Here is a 19,087-nt window from a genome sequence, read left to right as displayed (position 1 = left end):
CGCAGGGGTGTCAGACGTGGTGGCCACTGGCCTCCACTCTAGCCGGTACGGCCAGTGGTTTACGAACTGGGCGCCTCGCTCAGGCCTCGCCGGGGTCGGGCGCCTCGTCCGAGCGGATGTCGATGCGCCAGCCCGTGAGGCGAGCGGCGAGGCGGGCGTTCTGCCCTTCCTTGCCGATGGCCAGCGAGAGCTGGAAGTCGGGCACGACGACGCGACACGAGCGTGCGGCGAGGTCGACGATCTCCACGGCCGTGACCCGCGCCGGGGAGAGGGCGTGCGCGACCAGCTCCGCCGGGTCCTCCGCCCAGTCGACGATGTCGATCTTCTCACCGTGCAGCTCGCTCATCACGTTGCGCACGCGCTGGCCCATCGGGCCGATGCAGGCGCCCTTGGCGTTGACGCCGGGGACGGTCGAGTGCACGGCGATCTTGGTGCGGTGACCGGCCTCCCGCGCGATGGCGGCGACCTCGACGGTGCCGTCGGCGATCTCCGGCACCTCGAGCGCGAAGAGCTTCTTCACCAGGGTCGGGTGGGACCGCGACAGGGTGATCTGCGGGCCGCGCATGCCCTTGCGGACCGACGTCACCAGGCACTTGATGCGCTCGCCGTGGACGTACTTCTCCCCCGGCACCCGCTCGCTGACCGGGAGGACGGCCTCGATCTTGCCGAGGTCGACCATCACGTCGTCGGGGTTGCGCCCCTGCTGGATGATCCCGGAGATGATGTCGCCCTCCTTGCCGGAGAACTCGCCGAACTTGATCTCGTCCTCGGCGTCGCGCAGCCGCTGGAGCATGACCTGCTTGGCGGTCGTGGCCGCGATCCGGCCGAAGCCCTGGGGCGTGTCGTCGTACTCGGGGCCGGCCGTGCCGTCCTCGTCGATCTCGCGCGCCCAGACCGTGACGTGCCCGGTCTTGCGGTCCAGCTCGACCCGTGCGGGGTGCGAGGACTCGGTGGCGCGCTGGTAGGCGGTGAGCAGGGCCTGCTCGATGGCCTCGGCCAGCACCTCGAAGGAGATCTCCTTCTCCCGCTCCAGCATGCGCAGGATGCTCAGGTCGATGTCCATCAGTCGTCCTTCTCTCCGGGCGTCCCGGACTTGTCGGTCTTGCGGTTGAACTCGATCTGCACGAGCGCCTTCGCCACGTCGGCGTAGGCGACCTCGTGCTGCGTGCCGGACACGTCGAGGGTCACCGAGTCCTCGGTGGAGGACACGATGCGGCCGGTCAGGCTCGACCCGTCGGCCAGCGTGGCCTTGACGAGGCGGTCCTGGTTGCGCCGCCAGTGGCGCGGAAGGGTGAGGGGCCGGTCGACGCCGCGGGAGGTGACCTCCAGCGTGTAGGGCATCTCGCCCATCACGTCGGACTCGTCGAGCACCCGCGAGACCTCGCGCGTGGCGTCGGCGACGTCGTCGAGGGTGACCCCGCCGTCCTTGTCGACGGCGACGCGCAGGACCCGGCGCTTCCCGGCCGGGGTGACCTCGACGGCCTCAACGTCGAGCGCCATGGCTCGCAAGGGGTCGACCAGCTCCGCCTCGATGCGGTCCCGGGTGGCGTCCTGGCGGGGAGTGCTCATCGGGTGTACGACCTCCTTGTGTAGTTGTGGCGAGGAACCACGATAGCGGCCTCGGGGCCGACCGCGACAAACACCGGTGGCCGGTCCGGACCGGGGCGTGGGCGGATAGGGTCGGGGGGTGCCCGGACGCCCGCTGACCCGTCGTACGACGGTGGGCGCGGCACTCGTGTCACCACTGGTGGTGACCGCCTGCGACATCGATCCGCCCTCGCGCGACAGCGGAGCGGCGGCGCCGACGGCGCCCCCGCCGGAGGACTCCGAGCTGGTGGCCGGGGTCGTCGCGGCGCTGGTCCGCGCGCGGGCCGTGGTGGAGGCCGCGACGCTCTCGCAGCCCGACCTGACGGCCCTCCTGACGCCCGTGGCGACGGCCCACGCCGCCCACCTCGAGGTGCTGTCCGGCGCGGTCGCCGACGCTGACGTCCCGGCCCCGGCGCCGCCCACGATCGCGGCCGGACCGGCCCGGGCCCTGGGCGCCGTACGACGCTCCGAGCAACGCCTGCTGCGCGAGGTGCGCCGCGGCTGCCTCGACGCGGCCAGCGGCGACCTCGCGCGGGTGCTGGCCAGCATGGCCGCCTCCACCGCCCAGCACGGCGCCGCGCTCGCCGACCTGCCGGCCGGCGGTGAGCCGTCGTGAGCGTCCTCGACGCCCTCCAGGCCACCCTCGCCGACGAGCACGCGGCGCTCTACACCTACGGGGTGCTCGGCGCCCGGACGTCACAGGCGACCTCCCCGGCCCTCTTCGAGACGTTGACGGCGGGCTACCGCCGCCACCGGGCCCGTCGCGACCAGCTGCGGCTCATGGTGCGCGACGTCGGCGGCGACCCCGTCGCGGCCGAGGCGGCCTACGACCTCGACGGCACGCTGCTGCGGCCACCGCAGCTCGAGCGCGCCGCCGCGGACCTCGAGGCCGCGAGCGTGGAGGTCCTCCTCGCGCTCGTCGCGCGGTCGAGCGGCTCAGTGCGCGAGTGGGCGCTCACGGAGGCGACCTGGTCGGCGGTCTGGCAGCTCCAGCTGGGCGGCGGCGCCGCGACCTGGCCGGGCGCTCCCGAGCTCGACCTGCCGTGATCGACGCTCGGCCCTGACGCGGGCCCTGAGACGGAGAAAGCGGCCCGCGGCCTCAGCCTTTGGGAAAGTCCCGAGATCTCTCCCAAAGGCCGAGGACGCGGACCGCTCCATGGGGTTGGTCAGCATCACCCTGTGTCGCTCTACCTGTGGGGGCGGTGGAGCGACATGCACAATCATGCATTCGTCAGAGCCCGAGGGAAAGCCATGGCGACTTGCATGTTCCTGCAACGCACGAAGTTGCAGAACTTCCCCGCTCAGACGTCGTCGAGCCGACGCACGACATCGGTGATCTCGCTGAGCGAGGTGACGCTCGCGTCCGGGTCGCCCTCGGTGTGCCCGACCTGCTCGACCGGGATGTTGCTCAGCGGGACGTGGACGGCGCGCATCCCCGCGTTGTGGGCGCCCCACACGTCGTCGAAGAGCCGGTCCCCCACGTAGACGCAGGACGCGGGGTCGGTGACCCCCACGGCCTCCATGGCGGCACGGAAGGCGAGCGGCGACGGCTTCGTCCACGGGATCTCACTGGTGTAGACGTCGCCGTCGACGAGGTCGTAGACGCCGTCGCGCTCGAAGAAGCCGACGTGCCACTCGCGGGGCCAGACCGTGTTGGACAGGACGCCCACCTTGATCCCGGCGGAGCGCAGCTCCTCCCACATGGGTCGGACCTCGGGGTCCGTGGCCGTGTGCGGCTCCCAGAACTCGTAGTAGGCGGACAGCAGGTCCGGGTCGTGGTCGAGCCCCGCCTCGGCGAAGAGGTCCTCGATCGTCGAGCTCCGCTGGTGGTCGCGGCTACGCCCCCAGATGACGTCGCCGGCGCGGTGCAGCCGCGTGGCCCACGCGTGGTGGTCGTCGTCCGGCGTGGGCGTACGACGTACGGCCTGGGCCAGCGCGACCGACTCGGCGTGGAAGTCCACGTCGTGCCAGCGGGTCAGCGTGCCGCCCCAGTCGAAGATCACTGCCTGGATCGTCATGCCCCGAACCTACCGACCCACCGCACCGTGCAGGCAGTTCGCCTGTCGATCGACTTCGCCCACGCTCAGCGGCGAGCACCGCCGGCGCGAACTGCCTTCATGGTGTCGGCGTCAGCCGCGCAGGACCAGGTCGGCCACGTGGGTCGCGGCGTCGCTGACGGGGACGTCCTCGCGCTCGCCGCTGCGGCGGTCGCGGACCTCGACGAGGCCGTCGGCCAGGCCGCGACCGACGGTGACGATCGTCGGCACGCCGATCAGCTCGGCGTCCTTGAACTTCACGCCGGGGCTGACCTTGCCGGCACGGTCGTCGAGGAGCACCTCGACGCCTGCGGCCTTGAGCTCCTGGGCGAGGACCTCGGCCGCCGAGAAGATCGCCTCGTCCTTGCCGGCCGCGACGACGTGGACGTCGGCCGGCGCGACGTTGCGCGGCCAGCACAGCCCGAGGTCGTCGAGCGTGCCCTCGGCGATGGCGGCGACGGCCCGCGAGGGGCCGATGCCGTAGGAGCCCATCGTGACCGTGACGAGCTTGCCGTTCTCGTCGAGCACCTTGAGGCCCAGCGCGTCGGCGTACTTGCGACCGAGCTGGAAGATGTGGCCCATCTCGACGCCGCGCGCGGACTCGAGGGTGCCCTCGGAGCAGTTGGGGCAGGCGTCGCCGTCGCGCACGTCGGCGGCCTCGATGGTGCCGTCGGGGGTGAAGTCACGGCCGACGACGAGGTCGAGCACGTGCGAGCCCGGCACGTTGGCGCCGGTGACCCAGCGGGTGCCCTCGACGACCCGGGGGTCGACGAGGTAGCGGATGCCGGACTTGGACTCCTCGCCCAGCACCTCAGGACCGATGTAGCCCTTGACCAGCGCGGGGTGCTTGGCGATCTCGGCCTCGTCCATCGGCTCGACCTCGATCGGCTCGAGCTGGCCCTCGAGGCGCTTCTGGTCGACCTCGCGGTCGCCGGGGACGCCGATGGCGAGCGGCTCGCGGGTGCCGTCGGGGTGCTTGAGCACGACCATCACGTTCTTGAGGGTGTCGCCTGCGGCCCAGGGCCGGTCCTCGCGGGGGAAGGTCGCGTTGAGGTGGTCGACCAGCGTCTCGATGGTCGGGGTGTCGGGCGTGTCCTCGGCGTGCGCCGCGGGTGCGTCGTCGTACGGCTGGGCAGGCGGGGCGGGCACGGTGACGGCCTCGACGTTGGCGGCGTAGTCGCAGCGCGTGCAGCGGACGTAGGTGTCCTCGCCGACCTCGGCCTTGGCGAGGAACTCCTCGCTCGCGGAGCCGCCCATCGCGCCGGACGTGGCCTTGACGATGACGTACTCGAACCCGAGCCGGTCGAAGATCCGGATGTAGGCGTCGCGGTGCTGCTGGTAGGACTGCTCGAGCCCGGCGTCGTCGATGTCGAAGGAGTAGGAGTCCTTCATCACGAACTCGCGGCCGCGCAGCAGCCCGGCGCGCGGACGCGCCTCGTCGCGGTACTTGGTCTGGATCTGGTAGATCGAGAGCGGCAGGTCCTTGTAGGAGGAGTAGAGATCCTTCACCACGAGGGTGAACATCTCCTCGTGGGTGGGCCCGAGCAGGTAGTCACCGCCCTTGCGGTCCTGGAGCCGGAAGATGTTGGGCCCGTAGTCGGCCCAGCGGCCGGTGGCCTCGTAGGGCTCCTTGGGGAGCAGGGCGGGGAACGACAGCTCCTGGGCGCCCATCTCGTCCATCTCCTCGCGGATGATGTCCTCGATCTTGCGCAGCACCCGCAGCCCGAGCGGCAGCCAGGTGTAGATCCCGGGTGCGGCCCGGCGGATGTAGCCGGCGCGGACGAGCAGCCTGTGGCTCGGCACCTCGGCGTCGTTGGGGTCGTCGCGCAGGGTGCGCACGAACAGGGTCGACATGCGGAGGAGGCGGCCGGTCATGGGCGCAACGATAGGGGTGGGCCCGTCGGCGTCGCGAACCGATTCCTCCGCGGACGTCGCAACCCCGGGCCCCGGCCCGACGTCTCCTCCACGACACCGCACGCACCCAGGGGGACCGCATGCTCCGCTCACGCCGCGCAGCCACCGTGCTGGGCGCACTCGCCACCGCCACCTCGCTCGCCGCCTCGGCCCTCGCACCCGCCCAGGCCGCCACGCCGACCGTCGAGCTCCAGCCGCAGCAGCTGACGCGCGGGGCCGACATCGCGGTGCCGCACGTCGAGGACGGACGGTGGGGAGATGTCTTCGTCGACGGCGCCCGGCGCGTCGAGCTGCCCGGCAGGGTCGCTCGGGTCATCGGCCGCTCCGGGGACTCGTGGCTGGTCGGCACGAACAACGTGGACCGCAAGCGCAACCGTCGCGTCGTACGGGTCGCGGCGGACGGGTCGGTCACCGACGTGCTGCGCAACATCGACCCCTCGACAGTCATCGTCTCCGCCGACGGGAGCACGCTGGCGTGGCAGCGCTTCGTCAGCAAGGGACGCAAGGTGATCACGTACGCCGCGCGCGCGAGCGACGGCGAGACGCTCGGCGCGAAGGGCCCGACCGGGTACGTCGACCTCCTCGATGTGGACGCTGAGAAGGTCGTCCTGGGCAGCGACAGCCGCACCTTCGCGTGGAGCTTCTCCCGCGGTCGCACCCGCACGCTGGCGAAGGGGATGTCGGGGGACGCCGACCTCGCGCTGGACCTGCTGACGACGTGGACCGAGGACCCCTACCTGGGCGGTTGCATGGTGGTGAGCCGGTTGAGCAGGCCCGGCGCAGAGATCTGGAGGTCGTGCCGCGACCGAGTCGCAGCCTTCTCCCCGGACGGCACGCAGATGCTGACGTTCCACAAGCTCACGGACGGCCTCGGCCCCGGCGAGATCCACCTGCGCAGGATCGACGGCACGAGGCTCGCGACCTGGACGACCGGCTGGTTCGGCAGCTGGCAGTGGGAGTCGGCCGGTGCGGTGCTGCTCGGCGTCAACGGCCAGCGGAAGTCCGCGACCGTGCGCTGCACGCTCGACGCCTGCGAGAACGCGACCGACCCGGTGGCGGTGCAGACGCCCTGACCGAGGGGCGTCCTCCGCCGGCGCCGCCGCGGCGGCCGCGCGAAAGTGGCGGCCGATTGCAAATTCGACAGCCCCGCACACGCGATGTGCCGCCACCCCCACTCGCCCGAACCCGATGGTGGCGGCAGATCGCTGGTACGACGGCCCTTCGCTCGCGATGTGCCGCCACCCCCACTCGCCCGAGCCCGAGGGTGGCGGCAGACTGCAGACTCGACAGCCCCGCACACGCGATGTGCCGCCACCCTCGGCCGCGGCACGCGTGGACCCTCAGGTACCCAGCACGGTGAACGACGCGGCGGTGGCGGCGAGCACGGAGTCGCCGGCCGCGGCCTCACGGGCGGCCAGCATGGCGTCGCCGAGCCCACCACCCTGCCGCAGCCGGGCGTGCAGCGCGACCATCACGTCGACGGTCGCGGCGTCGTCGACCTCCGCGAGGCTCGAGACCACCCCGGCGGTGCCCATCGACAGCAGGGCGGCGGCCAGGCCGAGCAGCTCCTGGTCGCCCACCGGCTGCATGACCCCGGACTCGCAGGCCGAGAGGACCACCCGGTGCGGCGGCCGCTCGAGGCCCTGCAGGTCGTGCACGAGGAGCGGGCCGTCGGCGAGCGTGAGCGAGGAGAACAGCGGGCTGTCACCGCGGAAGTGCCCGTGGGCGGCGACGTGCGCGAGCGCCGCCCCGTCCAGCGCGGCCAGGGCGGCGGAGACAGTCGCGGCCTCCCCGTCGAGCACCTCGGCGCGAGGGTCCTCGGCCGCGACGGCCGGCACCTCGGCCCCGCCGCTGCCGAGCCCCGGGCCAACCAGCATCACCCGGCGGTCGTCCGCGGGTCTCGACGCGCGGGCCCGCAGCCACAGGCGGGCGGACGGGGTGCTGGTCACGGGCCGCGGGGCCAGCGAGGGCAGCAGCCCCCACGGGACGCTCTGCAGCGTCGCCGGCGCGCAGACCACCACGCGCTCCTCCCCCACGCCGTCGAGCGCGGTGCCGAGGAGGGCGCGCTCGAGGCGCGCGCCTGCGGCCTCGAGCTGCGCCCGGCGACCGCGCGCGGCCTGACGCAGGCTGAACAGCGCGAAGTCGACCGCCGCGGCCGCGGTGGCTGCCTCGCCGACCGTTCGATGCTGTACGCGTCCGCGACCCGCGACGAGCGCGTGCAGGACGCCGTCGAGCTCGGTCAGCTCGACGAGGACCGTGTCGTCCTCGCGGAGGGCGGTGAGCAGCGCGCCGACGTCGAGGACCTGCGCCGTCTCTCCCGACCCCCGCTGCTGGAGCAGGCGGCGCCGGACCGACTGCTCGAGCCGGCCCGCGCGCGCCTCGAGCGCATCGGAGGGCGCGCCGTCGGAGCGGGCCTCGTCGAGCCGCCGCCGCTGGGCCCGGAGGGCGGCCAGGTCGGCGGCGATCTCCGGGTCGTGCCGGGTGCTGCGCACGGGCGTGGAGAGGGCCGTGGCCCGCCACCGTTCGGACCACCGCAGCAGCTGTCGGGCATCGCCGCTCGCCATCGCGGTCCGCGTGCCGAGCTCCGCGAGGGCCGCACCATGGCCCGCGGAACCGGCCCGCAGCTCCTGGCTGCCGAGGGTGGCCTGCTGCTCGTCGAGGGCGCGCAGGCCGAGCTCGCAGGCGCGCAGCACGCCCCCCGGGTCACCGGCCAGCTCGCGTGCCCGGGCCTGCGCCAACCAGCCGAGGGCCCGCTCGGAACCGGTGGGCGCGCGACGGTAGGACGCCGCCTCGGCGAGCCAGTCCGACGCGAGCGCGGCGGCGCGCGCGGACCGGACCCGGCTCGCCAGACCGGCACCGAGGAGGAGCGCCTGCGGCAGCTGCGGCGCCCGGGCCTCGCGCATCCCGTCCACGACGCGCTGCGCCCGGCGCAGGAGGAGGGCGCTGCGGCCACCGGCTCGGTCGCGCGCCGTGATGGAGAGGAGGTCGGCATCCATCCGGTGGATGTGACGCGACTGCGCGCGCAGCAGGGCGGAGCCCTCGTCGGCGGCCGACGCGGCACGGTCCCAGTCGCCCGCGGCGAGGGCCGCGCCGGCCACCGCCACGAGCAGGTCGGCCTGCTCGCGCGGCTGGAGCGGCCGGGCGACGAGGGCGGACTCGACGACCGCGAGGGCATCCTGCGCGAGCCCTCCGGAGAGGTAGGCGGCCACCTGGTCGAGGACGAGGTCGACGCTGGTGGTCCCCATCGAGTCGAAGATCGCGGCCGCTGCGGCGTACTGCTCGAGCGCGCGCGGCAGGTCGTCGCGCAGGAAGGCCAGCCACCCGATGTTGTGCTCGGCGACGGCGATGCCGAACCTGTCACCGAGCGAGGCCGAGATCTCGCCGAACCGCGCGAACGCCTCGGCCGCGGACTCGACCTCACCGAGCTTGACGTCGACCAGGGCCTGCAGGTTGAGCACCCGCGCCTCCCACACCTGGTCGTGGGACCCGGCGACGAGCTCGCGGGCCCGGCGCAGGTCGGCAGCGCTCTCCTCGAACCGGGCGAGCAGGACGCCGAGGACGTAGGCGCGCCGGTGGAGCACGCGCGCGAGGGGTACGCCGTCGAGCATGGTCGCGGCCTCGTCCAGCTGCCGGATGCCGTCTCGCATGCGGCCGACGGCGCACAGCGTGATCCCCAGCGTGGCCATGACGTCGGCGGTGCGGTCCCGGTCCTCGGACCGGCGGGCCAGCCGGAGGGCCGTCCGCGTCTCGCGGAGGGCGCCGTCGACGTCGCCGAGGTCGCGCAGCACGATCCCCACGACCTGGTGCCCGATGGAGGCGAGCGCAGGATCGGGGTCCGGCACGAGCACGTCCAGCGCCCGCTGGCGAGCTGTCTGCGGATCGACGAACAGGTTGCGGAGCAGCTCCTCCGCCTCGTCCCGGTCCACGGGCCCATCCTCGCGGATCCGCGGGAGAATCTCCGGCGAACCGCTCTGCGCGAGACCTCGACGGCGCTAGCGTCGGACCATGTCAGGCGACTGGAAGATCGGCGACGACCGACGACGACGCACCACCGACCAGATCCGTGCCTTCCAGAAGGCCAACGACGGCGAGGTCGCGTGGGACACGCTGGCCCCGGCCGACTTCACCTTCGTGTTCCATCCCGACCGGGTCCTGGTGGACGGCGACGACGTCGGGGCGTTCGAGGAGCTCGTCGCGCAGCTGGGCGACCGGGTCCTGCTCGGCGAGCTGCGTCGTGACGACGTCGAGCTCGTCGGCGGCGAGGTGGTGCGCTACGTGCTGCCCGAGCGCCGTGACGGCCAGTCGGTGCCCGAGGTGCTCGACCTGCTCGAGGACAACGGCCTGCGGCCGGGGGCCGCGTCGCCCGACCACTGGGTGCACGTGGCGCCCGGCGGGGGCGGCGGCGCCATGTGCCCGGCCATCGAGCCCCAAGAGACCGGGCTCACCGAGCCGTGGCCGCCGGTGGCGCCGAGGACGGAGGGCAAGGGCGGGGAGGTGAGCGTGGTCGTCGTCGACACCGGGTGGCACCCGCCCGCCGCGACCGACCCGCGCACCCCGTGGCTGGAGGGCGTGAAGGGCGACGACGAGCGCAACGGCCCCGAGCTGAGGCCCTACGCCGGTCACGGCACGTTCATCGCCGGGGTCGTGCGGTGCGTGGCGCCGGAGACGAGGATCTACGTCGAGGGATTCGCCATCGGCGGCGTGGGTGGGGGCGGGATCCTGGAGTCGGACCTCGTCGTGCAGCTCGAGGAGGCCCTCCGTCACGACCCGCAGGTCATCAACCTCTCGGCCGGGTGTCGCACCCGGCGCGACCGGCCCTCGATCCCGCTGCTGAAGTTCCACCGCTGGCACCTCGAGGGGAAGGACCGCGTGCTGGTCGCCGCCGCGGGCAACGACTCGTGGGCGGCTCCCTTCTGGCCGGCCGCCTTCGACTGGTGTGTCGGCGTCGGCTCGCTCGACCGCGACGGGCGCGTGTCGTCGTACTCCAACTTCGGCGTCTCCGCCGACGTCTACGCGCTGGGACGCAACCTGGTCAACGCGTTCCCCGACGGCACCTTCGAGTGCAACGAGACGCCGGACAAGGGAGACGTCCGGGTGTTCAGCACCGGACTCGCGCGATGGAGCGGTACGTCGTTCGCCGCGCCGGTCGTGGCCGGCCTGATCGCCCGCGAGATCAGCGAGAAGGGCCTGTCGGCACGCGACGCGGCCGACGCCGTGCTGATGCGCGCCAGGACCGACTCCGACCCGACGATCGGGCCCCACCTGGAGCTGCGCCAGCCCTACCCCCACCCCTGACCGGGGCGCCGGGTCAGAGCTCGATCCAGCGGCTGGTCGCCGACCGGGCGCCGTCGCGCACCGTGAAGCGGACCGAGCCGGTCGGTTCGGCGGCGAGGGCGAAGAACCCCACCTCGTCGAGACCGGTCGTCCAGCTCTGCCCGCCGGTCGTCTCGACCACCACCTCGACGGACCCGAGGTCACCGTCGAAGTCGAGCAGCTGTCCGCGCACCTGGCCCTCGTCGAGCTCCGCGTCGAGCGACCAGCCCTCGGCGGCGGTGAAGTAGAGGATCCGCGACGTCGCGAGCCCCCTCACCTGGGCGGCGGGCTCGTCGCGCGAGTCGCGCACCAGGGTGAGCATCTCCCACTCGGCGTCGAGGTCAGCGGCAGCGACGGCAGCGATCATCGTCGCGACGAGGCCGGGCGGCGGCGGGTCGTAGGTCATCCACATGTCACGCAGTTCCTCGAGGAGAGCGTCGTCCCCATCGGTCATCGCTCGCCTCCTCTCATCAGGGCGGTTCGGACCTTGGCCAGGCACCGGGCTCGGGTGGGCCCGATGCTCCCGACCGGCATGCCGAGGTCCTGGCTGATCGACTGGTAGTCGGGCCGGTCCATGAAGGCCACGACTCTCAGCAGCTTGCGACAGCGCTCGTCGACGGACGCCACGGCTCCCCACAGCCGGGACGCCTCGTCGTCGAGCACGGCGAGCGCCTCGGCCGACTCCGTGTCCGGGAGGGCGGCGTGCAGCGTCTCGTCCTGCACCGGGGTCGCACGTCTCGCGGCCCGGGCATGTGCGGCGGCGCCGCGCCTGGCTGAGGTGATCAGCCAGGACGCGACCGCCTGTGGGTCCTCGATGGTCCGGTGGAGGCGCACGAAGCCGACCCAGGTCGCCTGGATCACGTCCTCGGCGCTCTCCCTGTCGTGCCCGTAGGCCCGCACCACGTGCCAGAGCACCGGTGTCATCGCGGCAACCAGCTCGTCCACCGCCCTGGCGTCCCCCGAACGCCAGGCGATGAACGCCCCACTGGCCATGTCCCACGGTGACTGCTCGGACTGCCCCTCAGCCCTTCGGTCCTCTGACATGGTGACCATTGTCCCCATGTCTGCTCAGGTGCGCGCACACCCCGCGGTGATACGTCCTGCCGAGAACTTTTTTTGCCTGCGCCGCGCCTAGAACATCAGGGTGGCGAAGGTCGCCGTCTGCTCGAACCCGACCCGGGCGTAGGCGGCCCGCGCCGGGGCGTTCCACTCGTTGACGTAGAGCGAGACGACCGGCGCCGTGCCCGAGGAGATGATGTGGGAGACCACCGCGGCCATGCCGCTGGTCGCGAGGCCCTCGCCCCTGCGGTCGGGGCGGACCCACACCCCCTGCACCTGGGCGGCGTACGGCGTCACGCAGGCGACCTCGGCCTTGAAGACCACGCCGTGCTCGTCGAAGCTCGCCATCGACCAGCCGCGGCCGATGAGCTGCCGGATCCGCGCCCGGTAGAGGTCACCGCCGCCCGCGTCGTTCTCCGGCGAGACGCCGACCTCCTCGGTGTACATCGCCACGCACGCGGGGTAGAGCACGTCGAGGTCCTGCGGGGTGGTGAGCCGCACCCGGGGGTCGACGGCGATCGTCGGTAGCCGCTGCATCTCGAGGTGCGGCTGGTCCGGGCGGATCTCGCGGGGCGTGGTCCAGCGCGGCTCGATCAGCTCCCACAGCGCGGACACCACGTCGGCGAGCCCCACGATGGTGCCCACGGTGTTGCGCCGGCGCAGCGCGGCGTCGGCGAAGGCGCCCACGTCGGCCGGCGTGCACTGCACGGGGACGAGGTTGGCCCCGAGGTGGCAGCCGGCGACGAGCCGGTCGCCCTCGAAGCGTCCCCACACCTGTCCCCCGAGCCACCGCTCGTCGAGGTTGGTGAGCCGGGCGCGGTAGTCGGCGAAGACGTTGACCACGGGGTCCTGCTCCGCGAGCGCGATGAACGCGTCCCGGTCACCCGGGCCCAGCACGCGCACCTGCTCGCGGGTCCTCAGCATCTTCGTGAGCCTAGGGTGCGCCGGTCCCGCTGTCGCGTCGCGGTCGTCCTGCGATCAGCTGACGCTGACGCTGGCCTCGGCACCCTCGATCGGCTCCATGCCCTCGGCGATGCGCATGGCCTCCTCGATGAGGGTCTCCACGATCTGCGACTCGGGCACGGTCTTGATGACCTCGCCCTTGACGAAGATCTGTCCCTTGCCGTTGCCGGAGGCGACGCCGAGGTCCGCCTCGCGGGCCTCGCCCGGCCCGTTGACGACACAGCCCATGACGGCGACGCGCAGCGGCACCTCCAGGCCGTCGAGCCCGGCGGTGACCTCCTCGGCGAGCTTGTAGACGTCGACCTGGGCCCGCCCGCAGGACGGGCAGGAGACGATCTCGAGGCGACGCGGCTTGAGGTTGAGCGACTCCAGGATCTGCAGGCCGACCTTGACCTCCTCCACCGGCGGCGCCGACAGGGAGACCCGGATGGTGTCGCCGATGCCCTGCCCGAGCAGGTGGCCGAAGGCCACCGCGGACTTGATCGTGCCCTGGAACGCGGGGCCCGCCTCGGTGACACCGAGGTGCAGCGGCCAGTCGCCGGCCTCGGCGAGCAGCTCGTAGGCCCGGACCATCACGACCGGGTCGTTGTGCTTGACCGAGATCTTGAAGTCGTGGAAGTCGTGCTCCTCGAACAGGCTGGCCTCCCACACCGCGGACTCGACGAGCGCCTCGGGCGTGGCCTTGCCGTACTTGTCGAGGATGCGCTTGTCGAGTGAGCCGGCGTTGACGCCGATGCGGATCGACGTGCCGCGGTCCTTGGCGGCCCGCGCGATCTCCTTGACCTGGTCGTCGAACTTGCGGATATTGCCCGGGTTGACCCGCACGGCCGCGCAGCCCGCGTCGATGGCGGCGAACACGTACTTGGGTTGGAAGTGGATGTCGGCGATGACCGGGATCTGTGAGTGCTGCGCGATCTCGGGCAGGGCGTCGGCGTCGTCCTGGCTGGGGCACGCCACGCGCACGATGTCGCAGCCCGTGGCGGTGAGCTCGGCGATCTGCTGCAGGGTGGAGTTGACGTCGGAGGTCAGCGTCGTGGTCATCGACTGGACCGAGATCGGTGAGTCGCTGCCGACGCCCACCGAGCCCACCTTGATCTGGCGGGTCTTGCGGCGGGGGGCCAGGACGGGGGGCGGGAGGGCGGGCATGCCCAGGCCGACAGAGGTCATGCGCTCATCGTACGGGCCGGGCAGCAGGACACCGCTGCTCGGGCAAGCCTCCCGCGCACGCCCGGGCAGCGGCGCCCCTCGCAGGTTCCCACAGGTCGTGAGCGCTGTGCGGCGATCGCGCAGTGGTGGGAGCCGGGGCAGGCGGCGGGGTCAGCTCAGGCGCAGCGGTACGACGATGTCGGCGACGATGAGGACGACGCCCATCACCAGCATCGCGAGCCCCACCACGTAGGCCACCGGCAGGAGCTTGGCGACGTCGACGTGCCCGGGGTCGGGTCGGCCGAGGAGCCGGGCGAGGCCGCGCTTGAGGCCCTCGTAGAGGGCACCCGCGATGTGGCCACCGTCGAGCGGCAGCAGCGGCACGAAGTTGAACATGCCGATGAAGAAGTTGAAGCTCGCGATCAGGAAGAGCAGCGTGACGACCTTCTCGGTGAGCGGGAACGCCTCGCTGGAGGCGGCCTCGCCGGCGAACCGGCCACCGCCCACGATCGACACCGGGCTCTCGGGGTCGCGCTCCTGCAGCCCGACGACCGCGCGACCGACCTCGTAGACCTTCACCGGCAGCTGGCCGAGCGCCTGGACCGTCTCGACGGTCATCGTCTCCATCTGGGCCGCCGTGTAGAGCACGCCGCCGGTCTCGAACCGGGTCTCGGGCTGCACGCCGAGGAAGCCGACCTCCGTGAGGGTGCGGTCCTCGATTGACGTCTGGCGCAGCGTCACGGTCGTGTTGGTCGTCAGCGTCAGCTGCTCGTCGCCGCGCCGGACCTCGATGACGGCGTCGCCGTCGGCGTTGGCGCGGATCTGCGACTGGAAGCTGTCCCAGTCGCGGAACGGGGTGCCGTTGAAGCTGAGGATCTCGTCGCCGGGGCGGATGCCCGCCTCCTTGGCGGGGGTCGGCGGGTCGTCGGCGGTGCAGGCCCGGCCCTGGTCCTCGACGGGCACGACGCACTCGGGAACGGCCGCGACCACCGGCTCGACCACCTCGTCGCGCGGGTTGCCGTAGGTCGCGAAGAGCAGCGTGAAGAGCCCGAAGGCGATGGCGATGTTGACCATCGGCCCGCCCGCCATCACGATCACCTTCTTCCACCACGGGAGGCGGTAGAAGAGCCGGTCGGTGTCGTGCTGCTTGACGTACTCCCACTCCGCGGCGCGGGCGTCGGAGATCAGCTGGGTGAACATCCCCGTGTTGGAGCGGCGGACCTTGTGGACCGGCTCGCCGTCCTCGTCGTAGGTCGTCTCCTCGACGAGGTCCTCCGCACCCGGGGGCAGCATCCCGACGATCTTGACGTAGCCGCCGAGCGGGATCGCCTTGACGCCGTACTCGGTGTCGCCGATCTGCTTGCTCCACACCGTGGGGCCGAAGCCGATGAACCACTGCGGCACCTTGCAGCCGAACTTCTTGGCCGGCACCAGGTGCCCGAACTCGTGCAGCCCGATCGAGACGAGGATCGCGAGCACGAAGGCGACGACACCCAGGGTGTAGAGCAGGGCGGACATGTGCGTGAGGGTCCTTCTCGGTGGGGCGTCGGGTGGGAGGCGTCAGATGAGCGCCGCGGCCTCGGCTCGTGCCCAGTCGTCCGCGGCGAGGACGTCGTCGACGGTGAGGTGCTGATTCGATGGTACGTCGTGGCGGTCGAGGACGTGAGCAACCGTGGCAACGATGTCGGGGAACCGCAGCCGGCCCTCGTGGAAGGCGTCGACGGCGACCTCGTTGGCCGCGTTGTAGACCGCGGGTGCGGTGCCGCCCCGCTCCCCCGCGCTGCGGGCGAGGGTGACGGCGGGGAAGACCCCGTTGTCGAGGGGCTCGAAGCGCCAGTCGGCGGCCTTCGTCCAGTCGATCGGCGTCTCGGCGTCGGGCACCCGGTCGGGCCAACCCATCCCGAGCGAGATGGGGACCAGCATGGTCGGCAGGCCGAGCTGGGCCACCACGGCACCGTCGATGAACTCGACCATCGAGTGGATCAGCTGCTGCGGGTGGACGACGACGTCGATCCGGTCGAAGGGGATGTCGAAGAGCAGGTGCGCCTCGATCACCTCGAGACCCTTGTTGACGAGCGTCGCCGAGTTGGTGGTGATCACCCGGCCCATCGCGAAGTTGGGGTGGGCCAGCGCCTGCTCGGGGGTGACGTCGGCGAGCTCGCCTGCCGTGCGCCCACGGAACGGGCCGCCGGACGCGGTCAGGACGAGGCGTCGTACCTCCTCGGCGGAGCCGGCGCGCAGGCTCTGGGCGATGGCGCTGTGCTCGGAGTCGACCGGCACGATCTGACCCGGTCGCGCGCGCTCCTTGACCAGCGGGCCGCCGATGATGAGCGACTCCTTGTTGGCGAGCGCGAGGGTCGCTCCGGCGTCGAGCGCGGCGAGGGTGGGGCGGAGGCCCACCGCGCCGGTGATGCCGTTGAGGACCACGTCGCACGGGCGTCCGGCGGCCTCGGTGGACGCCTCCTCCCCCAGCCCGGAGAACGCGGGCGAGAACTCGGCGACCTGTGCCTCGAAGAGGTCGGGGTTCGAACCCCCGGCCGTCAGGCCCACCACGCGGAACCGGTCCGGGTGGGCACGCACGAGGTCGAGCGCCTGGGTGCCGATGGACCCGGTCGAGCCGAGGATCACGATGTCGCGCGCAGTCACCCCCGCAGTTTGTCAGGATGGGCCCCGTGGACCGGGACGGGGCGGACTGGCGGGCGCTGGCGCACGCCGAGCAGCTGCTCGACCTGCGCCGCGACACCGAGGCCGAGCAGCGCTTCCGCGACGTGCTGGCCGGCGACCCGCAGTGCGTGCCGGCACTCCTCGGCCTGGGCCGCGCGCTGAACCGTCAGGACCGGCACGACGAGGCAGAGGCCGCGGTCCGCAGCGCGCTCGCCCTCGACCAGGAGAACGCCAGCGCACACCAGGTGCTCGTCGACGTCCTCTGCGACCGCCGCGACGGGCCGGCCGCCGTCGCGGCGGCCGAGCGCGCCCGCGCCCTGGCCCCGCACGACTTCACCTCCCACTACCAGCACGCCCGGGCCCTGCTGTGCCTGAGGCGGCCGCGGGTCCGCGACGCGTACGAGTCGGCGCTCCGGGCCGTCGACCTCGCGCCGCACAGCCCCGACGCGCACAACCTCGTCGGCCTGTGCCTGGACGGGCTGGGCCACCACGACCAGGCGCAGACGGCCTTCCGCAACGCGCTCGCCATCGACCCCGTCCACACGCTCGCGCAGAACAACCTCGCCGCCACCGAGATGGACCGCGGCCGGCTCGGGCGGGCGGCCGGGATGCTGCGCTCGGCGGTCGGCAACGACCCCCAGGAGAAGCGGCTGCACGACAACCTCGACACGGTGCTGCTCCTGCTTGGACGCCGCGTCCTCTGGTCCCTCCTCGGGGCCGCCCTGGTCCTCGTGATCATGCTCGCGACCGGGGCGCCGTGGTGGGCGCGCGCCCTCGCCGGTGCGGCGTACGTCGCGGTGCTGGTGCTGCTCGTCCAGCGGGTCCGGGCCCAGCTGCCGAGCGGCGTGCGCCGATGGGGCCGCGGGATCTGGGGACGCACCCGGTGGACCGGTCGTTACCTGGTGGCGCTCGTGCTGTTCCTCTCCGTCGGGGTGCTGCTGCTGGCGTTCGCGCCGTCCGCCGTGGCCACGGGAGCAGGCGTCGCGATCGCGGCCTCGCTGCAGGTGCTCGGCTTCGTCTGCATCCTCGGCTGGCTGGGCTACGGCGTGGTCAACCTCGTGCGCGGCCGCTGACCTCCCGCCTAGGGTGGCGCCGTGGACGAGCGCCTGATCGAGAGCCTGGTGGCCGCCGTGCGCGCCGCCCCCGACGACCTGCCGCTGCGGCTGCACCTGGCCGGCCTGCTGGTGGAGGCCGACCGCGGTGGTGAGGCGGTCGAGCACGTCGCGACCGCGCTGGCCAAGGACCCGACCTCCGCTCAGGCCCGCGAGCTGATGGCGCGGGCGATGGGCGGCCCGGCCGGCGACACGGCCGGCGACACGGCCGGCGACACGGGCGGTGGCACGCCCGGCGACACGCCCGAGGACCCGACGAGTGACCCGACCGGCGGGTCCACGGACCCGACCGACGCAGCGCCGCGGGCTGACACCACGGCCTTCGACTGGCACGCCGCCGAGTCCGACCTCGGTGAGGCGGTCGGCCCGATGTTCGTCGACGGCTCGACCGAGGACCCCGGCCCGGCGGCGTACGACGTCGAGGCGGCGGGCGTGCGCCTCGCCGACGTGGGCGGGCTCACCGAGGTCAAGAAGCGTCTGGAGGCGAGCTTCCTCGCCCCGCTGCGCAACCCCGAGCTGCGCGCGCTCTACGGCAAGTCGCTGCGCGGTGGGCTGCTGCTCTACGGACCGCCCGGCTGCGGCAAGACGTTCCTCGCCAAGGCGGTCGCCGGCGAGCTGGGCGCGTCCTTCCTGCACGTGTCGCTGGCCGACGTGCTCGACATGTACATCGGGCAGAGCGAGCGCAACGTCAAGGAGCTGTTCGAGGTCGCCCGCACCTCCGCGCCGTGCGTGCTGTTCCTCGACGAGCTCGATGCCATCGGCGGCAAGCGCTCCCTCAACCGCAGCTCCGGCGCGCGCACGACCGTCAACCAGCTGCTGACCGAGCTCGACGGCGTGGGGTCGGACAACGAGGGCGTCTTCGTGCTGGCGGCCACCAACCACCCGTGGGACGTGGACCCCGCGCTGCGTCGTCCGGGCCGGCTCGACCGCACGCTGCTCGTGCTGCCCCCCGACCGCGAGGCGCGCGAGGCGGTCCTGCGCACCCACCTGCGCGACCGACCCGTCGAGCGCATCGACACCAAGCGGCTGGCCAAGGCGACGGAGGGCTTCAGCGGCGCCGACCTGGCGCACCTGTGCGAGTCGGCGTCGGAGATCGCGCTGATGGACTCGGTGGGCACGGGCAAGGTGCGGATGATCGGGATGGCCGACTTCGACCAGGCGCTGTCGGAGGTCCGGCCCTCGATCGGCCCCTGGGTGGAGACCGCGCGCAACGTCGCGCTCTACGCCAACGCCTCCGGCGAGTACGACGACCTGGCGAAGTGGCTGCGCAAGCGGCGCTGAGGACCACCGGGA

At 72.8% G+C, this 19,087-nt stretch carries 17 protein-coding genes; 6 read left to right on the top strand and 11 right to left on the bottom strand.

Annotated elements, in window-relative coordinates; translation table 11 throughout:
- Positions 1-79 precede the first annotated feature (79 nt).
- Together nusA and rimP are read right to left on the bottom strand one after the other, a co-directional pair.
- Positions 80-1,063 carry a transcription termination factor NusA gene (nusA, locus tag NCI01_RS04710; RefSeq protein ID WP_254180324.1) on the bottom strand — a complete coding sequence of 328 codons (984 nt, stop codon included), beginning with the start codon at positions 1,061-1,063 and terminating at the stop codon, positions 80-82.
- A complete protein-coding gene (gene rimP, locus NCI01_RS04705; protein ID WP_254180323.1) occupies positions 1,063-1,569 on the bottom strand; it encodes a ribosome maturation factor RimP in 507 nt (168 codons plus the stop codon). The genes nusA and rimP overlap by 1 nt, the downstream gene beginning before the upstream one ends.
- Positions 1,570-1,687: 118 nt before the next feature.
- Between rimP and NCI01_RS04700 the strand changes: the two genes are divergently transcribed.
- Positions 1,688-2,203 carry a hypothetical protein gene (locus NCI01_RS04700; protein ID WP_254180322.1) on the top strand — a complete coding sequence of 172 codons (516 nt, stop codon included), beginning with the start codon at positions 1,688-1,690 and terminating at the stop codon, positions 2,201-2,203.
- Positions 2,200-2,634 carry a ferritin-like domain-containing protein gene (locus NCI01_RS04695; protein ID WP_254180321.1) on the top strand — a complete coding sequence of 145 codons (435 nt, stop codon included), beginning with the start codon at positions 2,200-2,202 and terminating at the stop codon, positions 2,632-2,634. The genes NCI01_RS04700 and NCI01_RS04695 overlap by 4 nt, the downstream gene beginning before the upstream one ends.
- A gap of 254 nt (positions 2,635-2,888) precedes the next feature.
- On the opposite strand, the gene NCI01_RS04690 is transcribed toward NCI01_RS04695, so the two are convergent.
- Complete coding sequence (locus NCI01_RS04690) at positions 2,889-3,605, bottom strand: HAD family hydrolase (RefSeq protein ID WP_254180320.1); 717 nt, start codon at positions 3,603-3,605, stop codon at positions 2,889-2,891.
- 111 nt (positions 3,606-3,716) lie between these two features.
- On the bottom strand, positions 3,717-5,498 hold the full coding sequence (locus NCI01_RS04685) for a proline--tRNA ligase (protein WP_254180319.1): 1,782 nt from the start codon (positions 5,496-5,498) through the stop codon (positions 3,717-3,719).
- A gap of 119 nt (positions 5,499-5,617) precedes the next feature.
- Between NCI01_RS04685 and NCI01_RS04680 the strand changes: the two genes are divergently transcribed.
- Positions 5,618-6,610: a hypothetical protein gene (locus NCI01_RS04680; RefSeq protein ID WP_254180318.1), complete on the top strand. Its 993-nt coding sequence runs from the start codon at positions 5,618-5,620 to the stop codon at positions 6,608-6,610.
- A 267-nt stretch (positions 6,611-6,877) separates the two neighbouring features.
- Here NCI01_RS04680 and NCI01_RS22575 read toward each other — a convergent pair whose 3' ends face one another.
- A complete protein-coding gene (locus tag NCI01_RS22575; protein ID WP_254180317.1) occupies positions 6,878-9,463 on the bottom strand; it encodes a CHAT domain-containing protein in 2,586 nt (861 codons plus the stop codon).
- Between the two features lie 79 nt (positions 9,464-9,542).
- Here NCI01_RS22575 and NCI01_RS04670 point away from each other — a divergent pair, with 79 nt between their 5' ends.
- Entirely contained in the window at positions 9,543-10,832 is a 1,290-nt protein-coding gene (locus tag NCI01_RS04670) for a S8 family peptidase (protein WP_254180316.1), read from the top strand.
- A gap of 13 nt (positions 10,833-10,845) precedes the next feature.
- Here NCI01_RS04670 and NCI01_RS04665 read toward each other — a convergent pair whose 3' ends face one another.
- The 6 genes from NCI01_RS04665 to dxr all read right to left on the bottom strand — a co-directional run bounded on the left by NCI01_RS04665 (position 10,846) and on the right by dxr (position 16,664).
- Complete coding sequence (locus tag NCI01_RS04665; protein ID WP_254180315.1) at positions 10,846-11,304, bottom strand: hypothetical protein; 459 nt, start codon at positions 11,302-11,304, stop codon at positions 10,846-10,848.
- The gene (locus NCI01_RS04660; protein ID WP_254180314.1) at positions 11,301-11,894 is read right to left on the bottom strand and encodes an RNA polymerase sigma factor; all 594 of its coding nucleotides are present in this window, start codon (positions 11,892-11,894) and stop codon (positions 11,301-11,303) included. The genes NCI01_RS04665 and NCI01_RS04660 overlap by 4 nt, the downstream gene beginning before the upstream one ends.
- Before the next feature lie 87 nt (positions 11,895-11,981).
- Positions 11,982-12,833 (bottom strand): GNAT family N-acetyltransferase, encoded by an 852-nt coding sequence (locus NCI01_RS04655; protein ID WP_254180313.1) that lies wholly within the window; start codon positions 12,831-12,833, stop codon positions 11,982-11,984.
- A 54-nt stretch (positions 12,834-12,887) separates the two neighbouring features.
- Positions 12,888-14,039 carry a flavodoxin-dependent (E)-4-hydroxy-3-methylbut-2-enyl-diphosphate synthase gene (ispG, locus tag NCI01_RS04650; RefSeq protein WP_254180312.1) on the bottom strand — a complete coding sequence of 384 codons (1,152 nt, stop codon included), beginning with the start codon at positions 14,037-14,039 and terminating at the stop codon, positions 12,888-12,890.
- Positions 14,040-14,189: 150 nt separating this feature from the next.
- Positions 14,190-15,536 carry a M50 family metallopeptidase gene (locus tag NCI01_RS04645; protein WP_254180311.1) on the bottom strand — a complete coding sequence of 449 codons (1,347 nt, stop codon included), beginning with the start codon at positions 15,534-15,536 and terminating at the stop codon, positions 14,190-14,192.
- A 42-nt stretch (positions 15,537-15,578) separates the two neighbouring features.
- Complete coding sequence (dxr, locus tag NCI01_RS04640; RefSeq protein ID WP_254180310.1) at positions 15,579-16,664, bottom strand: 1-deoxy-D-xylulose-5-phosphate reductoisomerase; 1,086 nt, start codon at positions 16,662-16,664, stop codon at positions 15,579-15,581.
- A gap of 26 nt (positions 16,665-16,690) precedes the next feature.
- On the opposite strand from dxr, the gene NCI01_RS04635 reads away from it, so the two are divergent.
- Together NCI01_RS04635 and NCI01_RS04630 are read left to right on the top strand one after the other, a co-directional pair.
- Positions 16,691-17,755: a tetratricopeptide repeat protein gene (locus tag NCI01_RS04635; protein ID WP_254180309.1), complete on the top strand. Its 1,065-nt coding sequence runs from the start codon at positions 16,691-16,693 to the stop codon at positions 17,753-17,755.
- Between the two features lie 21 nt (positions 17,756-17,776).
- A complete protein-coding gene (locus NCI01_RS04630; RefSeq protein WP_254180308.1) occupies positions 17,777-19,075 on the top strand; it encodes an AAA family ATPase in 1,299 nt (432 codons plus the stop codon).
- The last annotated feature ends 12 nt before the right edge of the window (positions 19,076-19,087 follow it).

The sequence above is a fragment of the Nocardioides pinisoli genome, assembly GCF_024199985.1.
GTDB lineage: Bacteria > Actinomycetota > Actinomycetes > Propionibacteriales > Nocardioidaceae > Nocardioides > Nocardioides pinisoli.
Note: the sequence above shows the minus strand (reverse complement) of the source record. Positions and strands in the feature narration are given on the sequence as shown.

Excerpts from the sequence above, each read along its gene's own strand:
- NCI01_RS04660 (WP_254180314.1), bottom strand. The coding sequence starts at position 11,894 with ATGTCAGAGGACCGAAGGGCTGAGGGGCAGTCCGAGCAGTCACCGTGG.
- NCI01_RS04680 (WP_254180318.1), top strand. The coding sequence starts at position 5,618 with ATGCTCCGCTCACGCCGCGCAGCCACCGTGCTGGGCGCACTCGCCACC.
- NCI01_RS04690 (WP_254180320.1), bottom strand. The coding sequence starts at position 3,605 with ATGACGATCCAGGCAGTGATCTTCGACTGGGGCGGCACGCTGACCCGC.
- rimP (WP_254180323.1), bottom strand. The coding sequence starts at position 1,569 with ATGAGCACTCCCCGCCAGGACGCCACCCGGGACCGCATCGAGGCGGAG.
- NCI01_RS04655 (WP_254180313.1), bottom strand. The coding sequence starts at position 12,833 with ATGCTGAGGACCCGCGAGCAGGTGCGCGTGCTGGGCCCGGGTGACCGG.
- NCI01_RS04685 (WP_254180319.1), bottom strand. The coding sequence starts at position 5,498 with ATGACCGGCCGCCTCCTCCGCATGTCGACCCTGTTCGTGCGCACCCTG.
- NCI01_RS04645 (WP_254180311.1), bottom strand. The coding sequence starts at position 15,536 with ATGTCCGCCCTGCTCTACACCCTGGGTGTCGTCGCCTTCGTGCTCGCG.
- NCI01_RS04670 (WP_254180316.1), top strand. The coding sequence starts at position 9,543 with ATGTCAGGCGACTGGAAGATCGGCGACGACCGACGACGACGCACCACC.
- NCI01_RS04665 (WP_254180315.1), bottom strand. The coding sequence starts at position 11,304 with ATGACCGATGGGGACGACGCTCTCCTCGAGGAACTGCGTGACATGTGG.
- nusA (WP_254180324.1), bottom strand. The coding sequence starts at position 1,063 with ATGGACATCGACCTGAGCATCCTGCGCATGCTGGAGCGGGAGAAGGAG.
- ispG (WP_254180312.1), bottom strand. The coding sequence starts at position 14,039 with ATGACCTCTGTCGGCCTGGGCATGCCCGCCCTCCCGCCCCCCGTCCTG.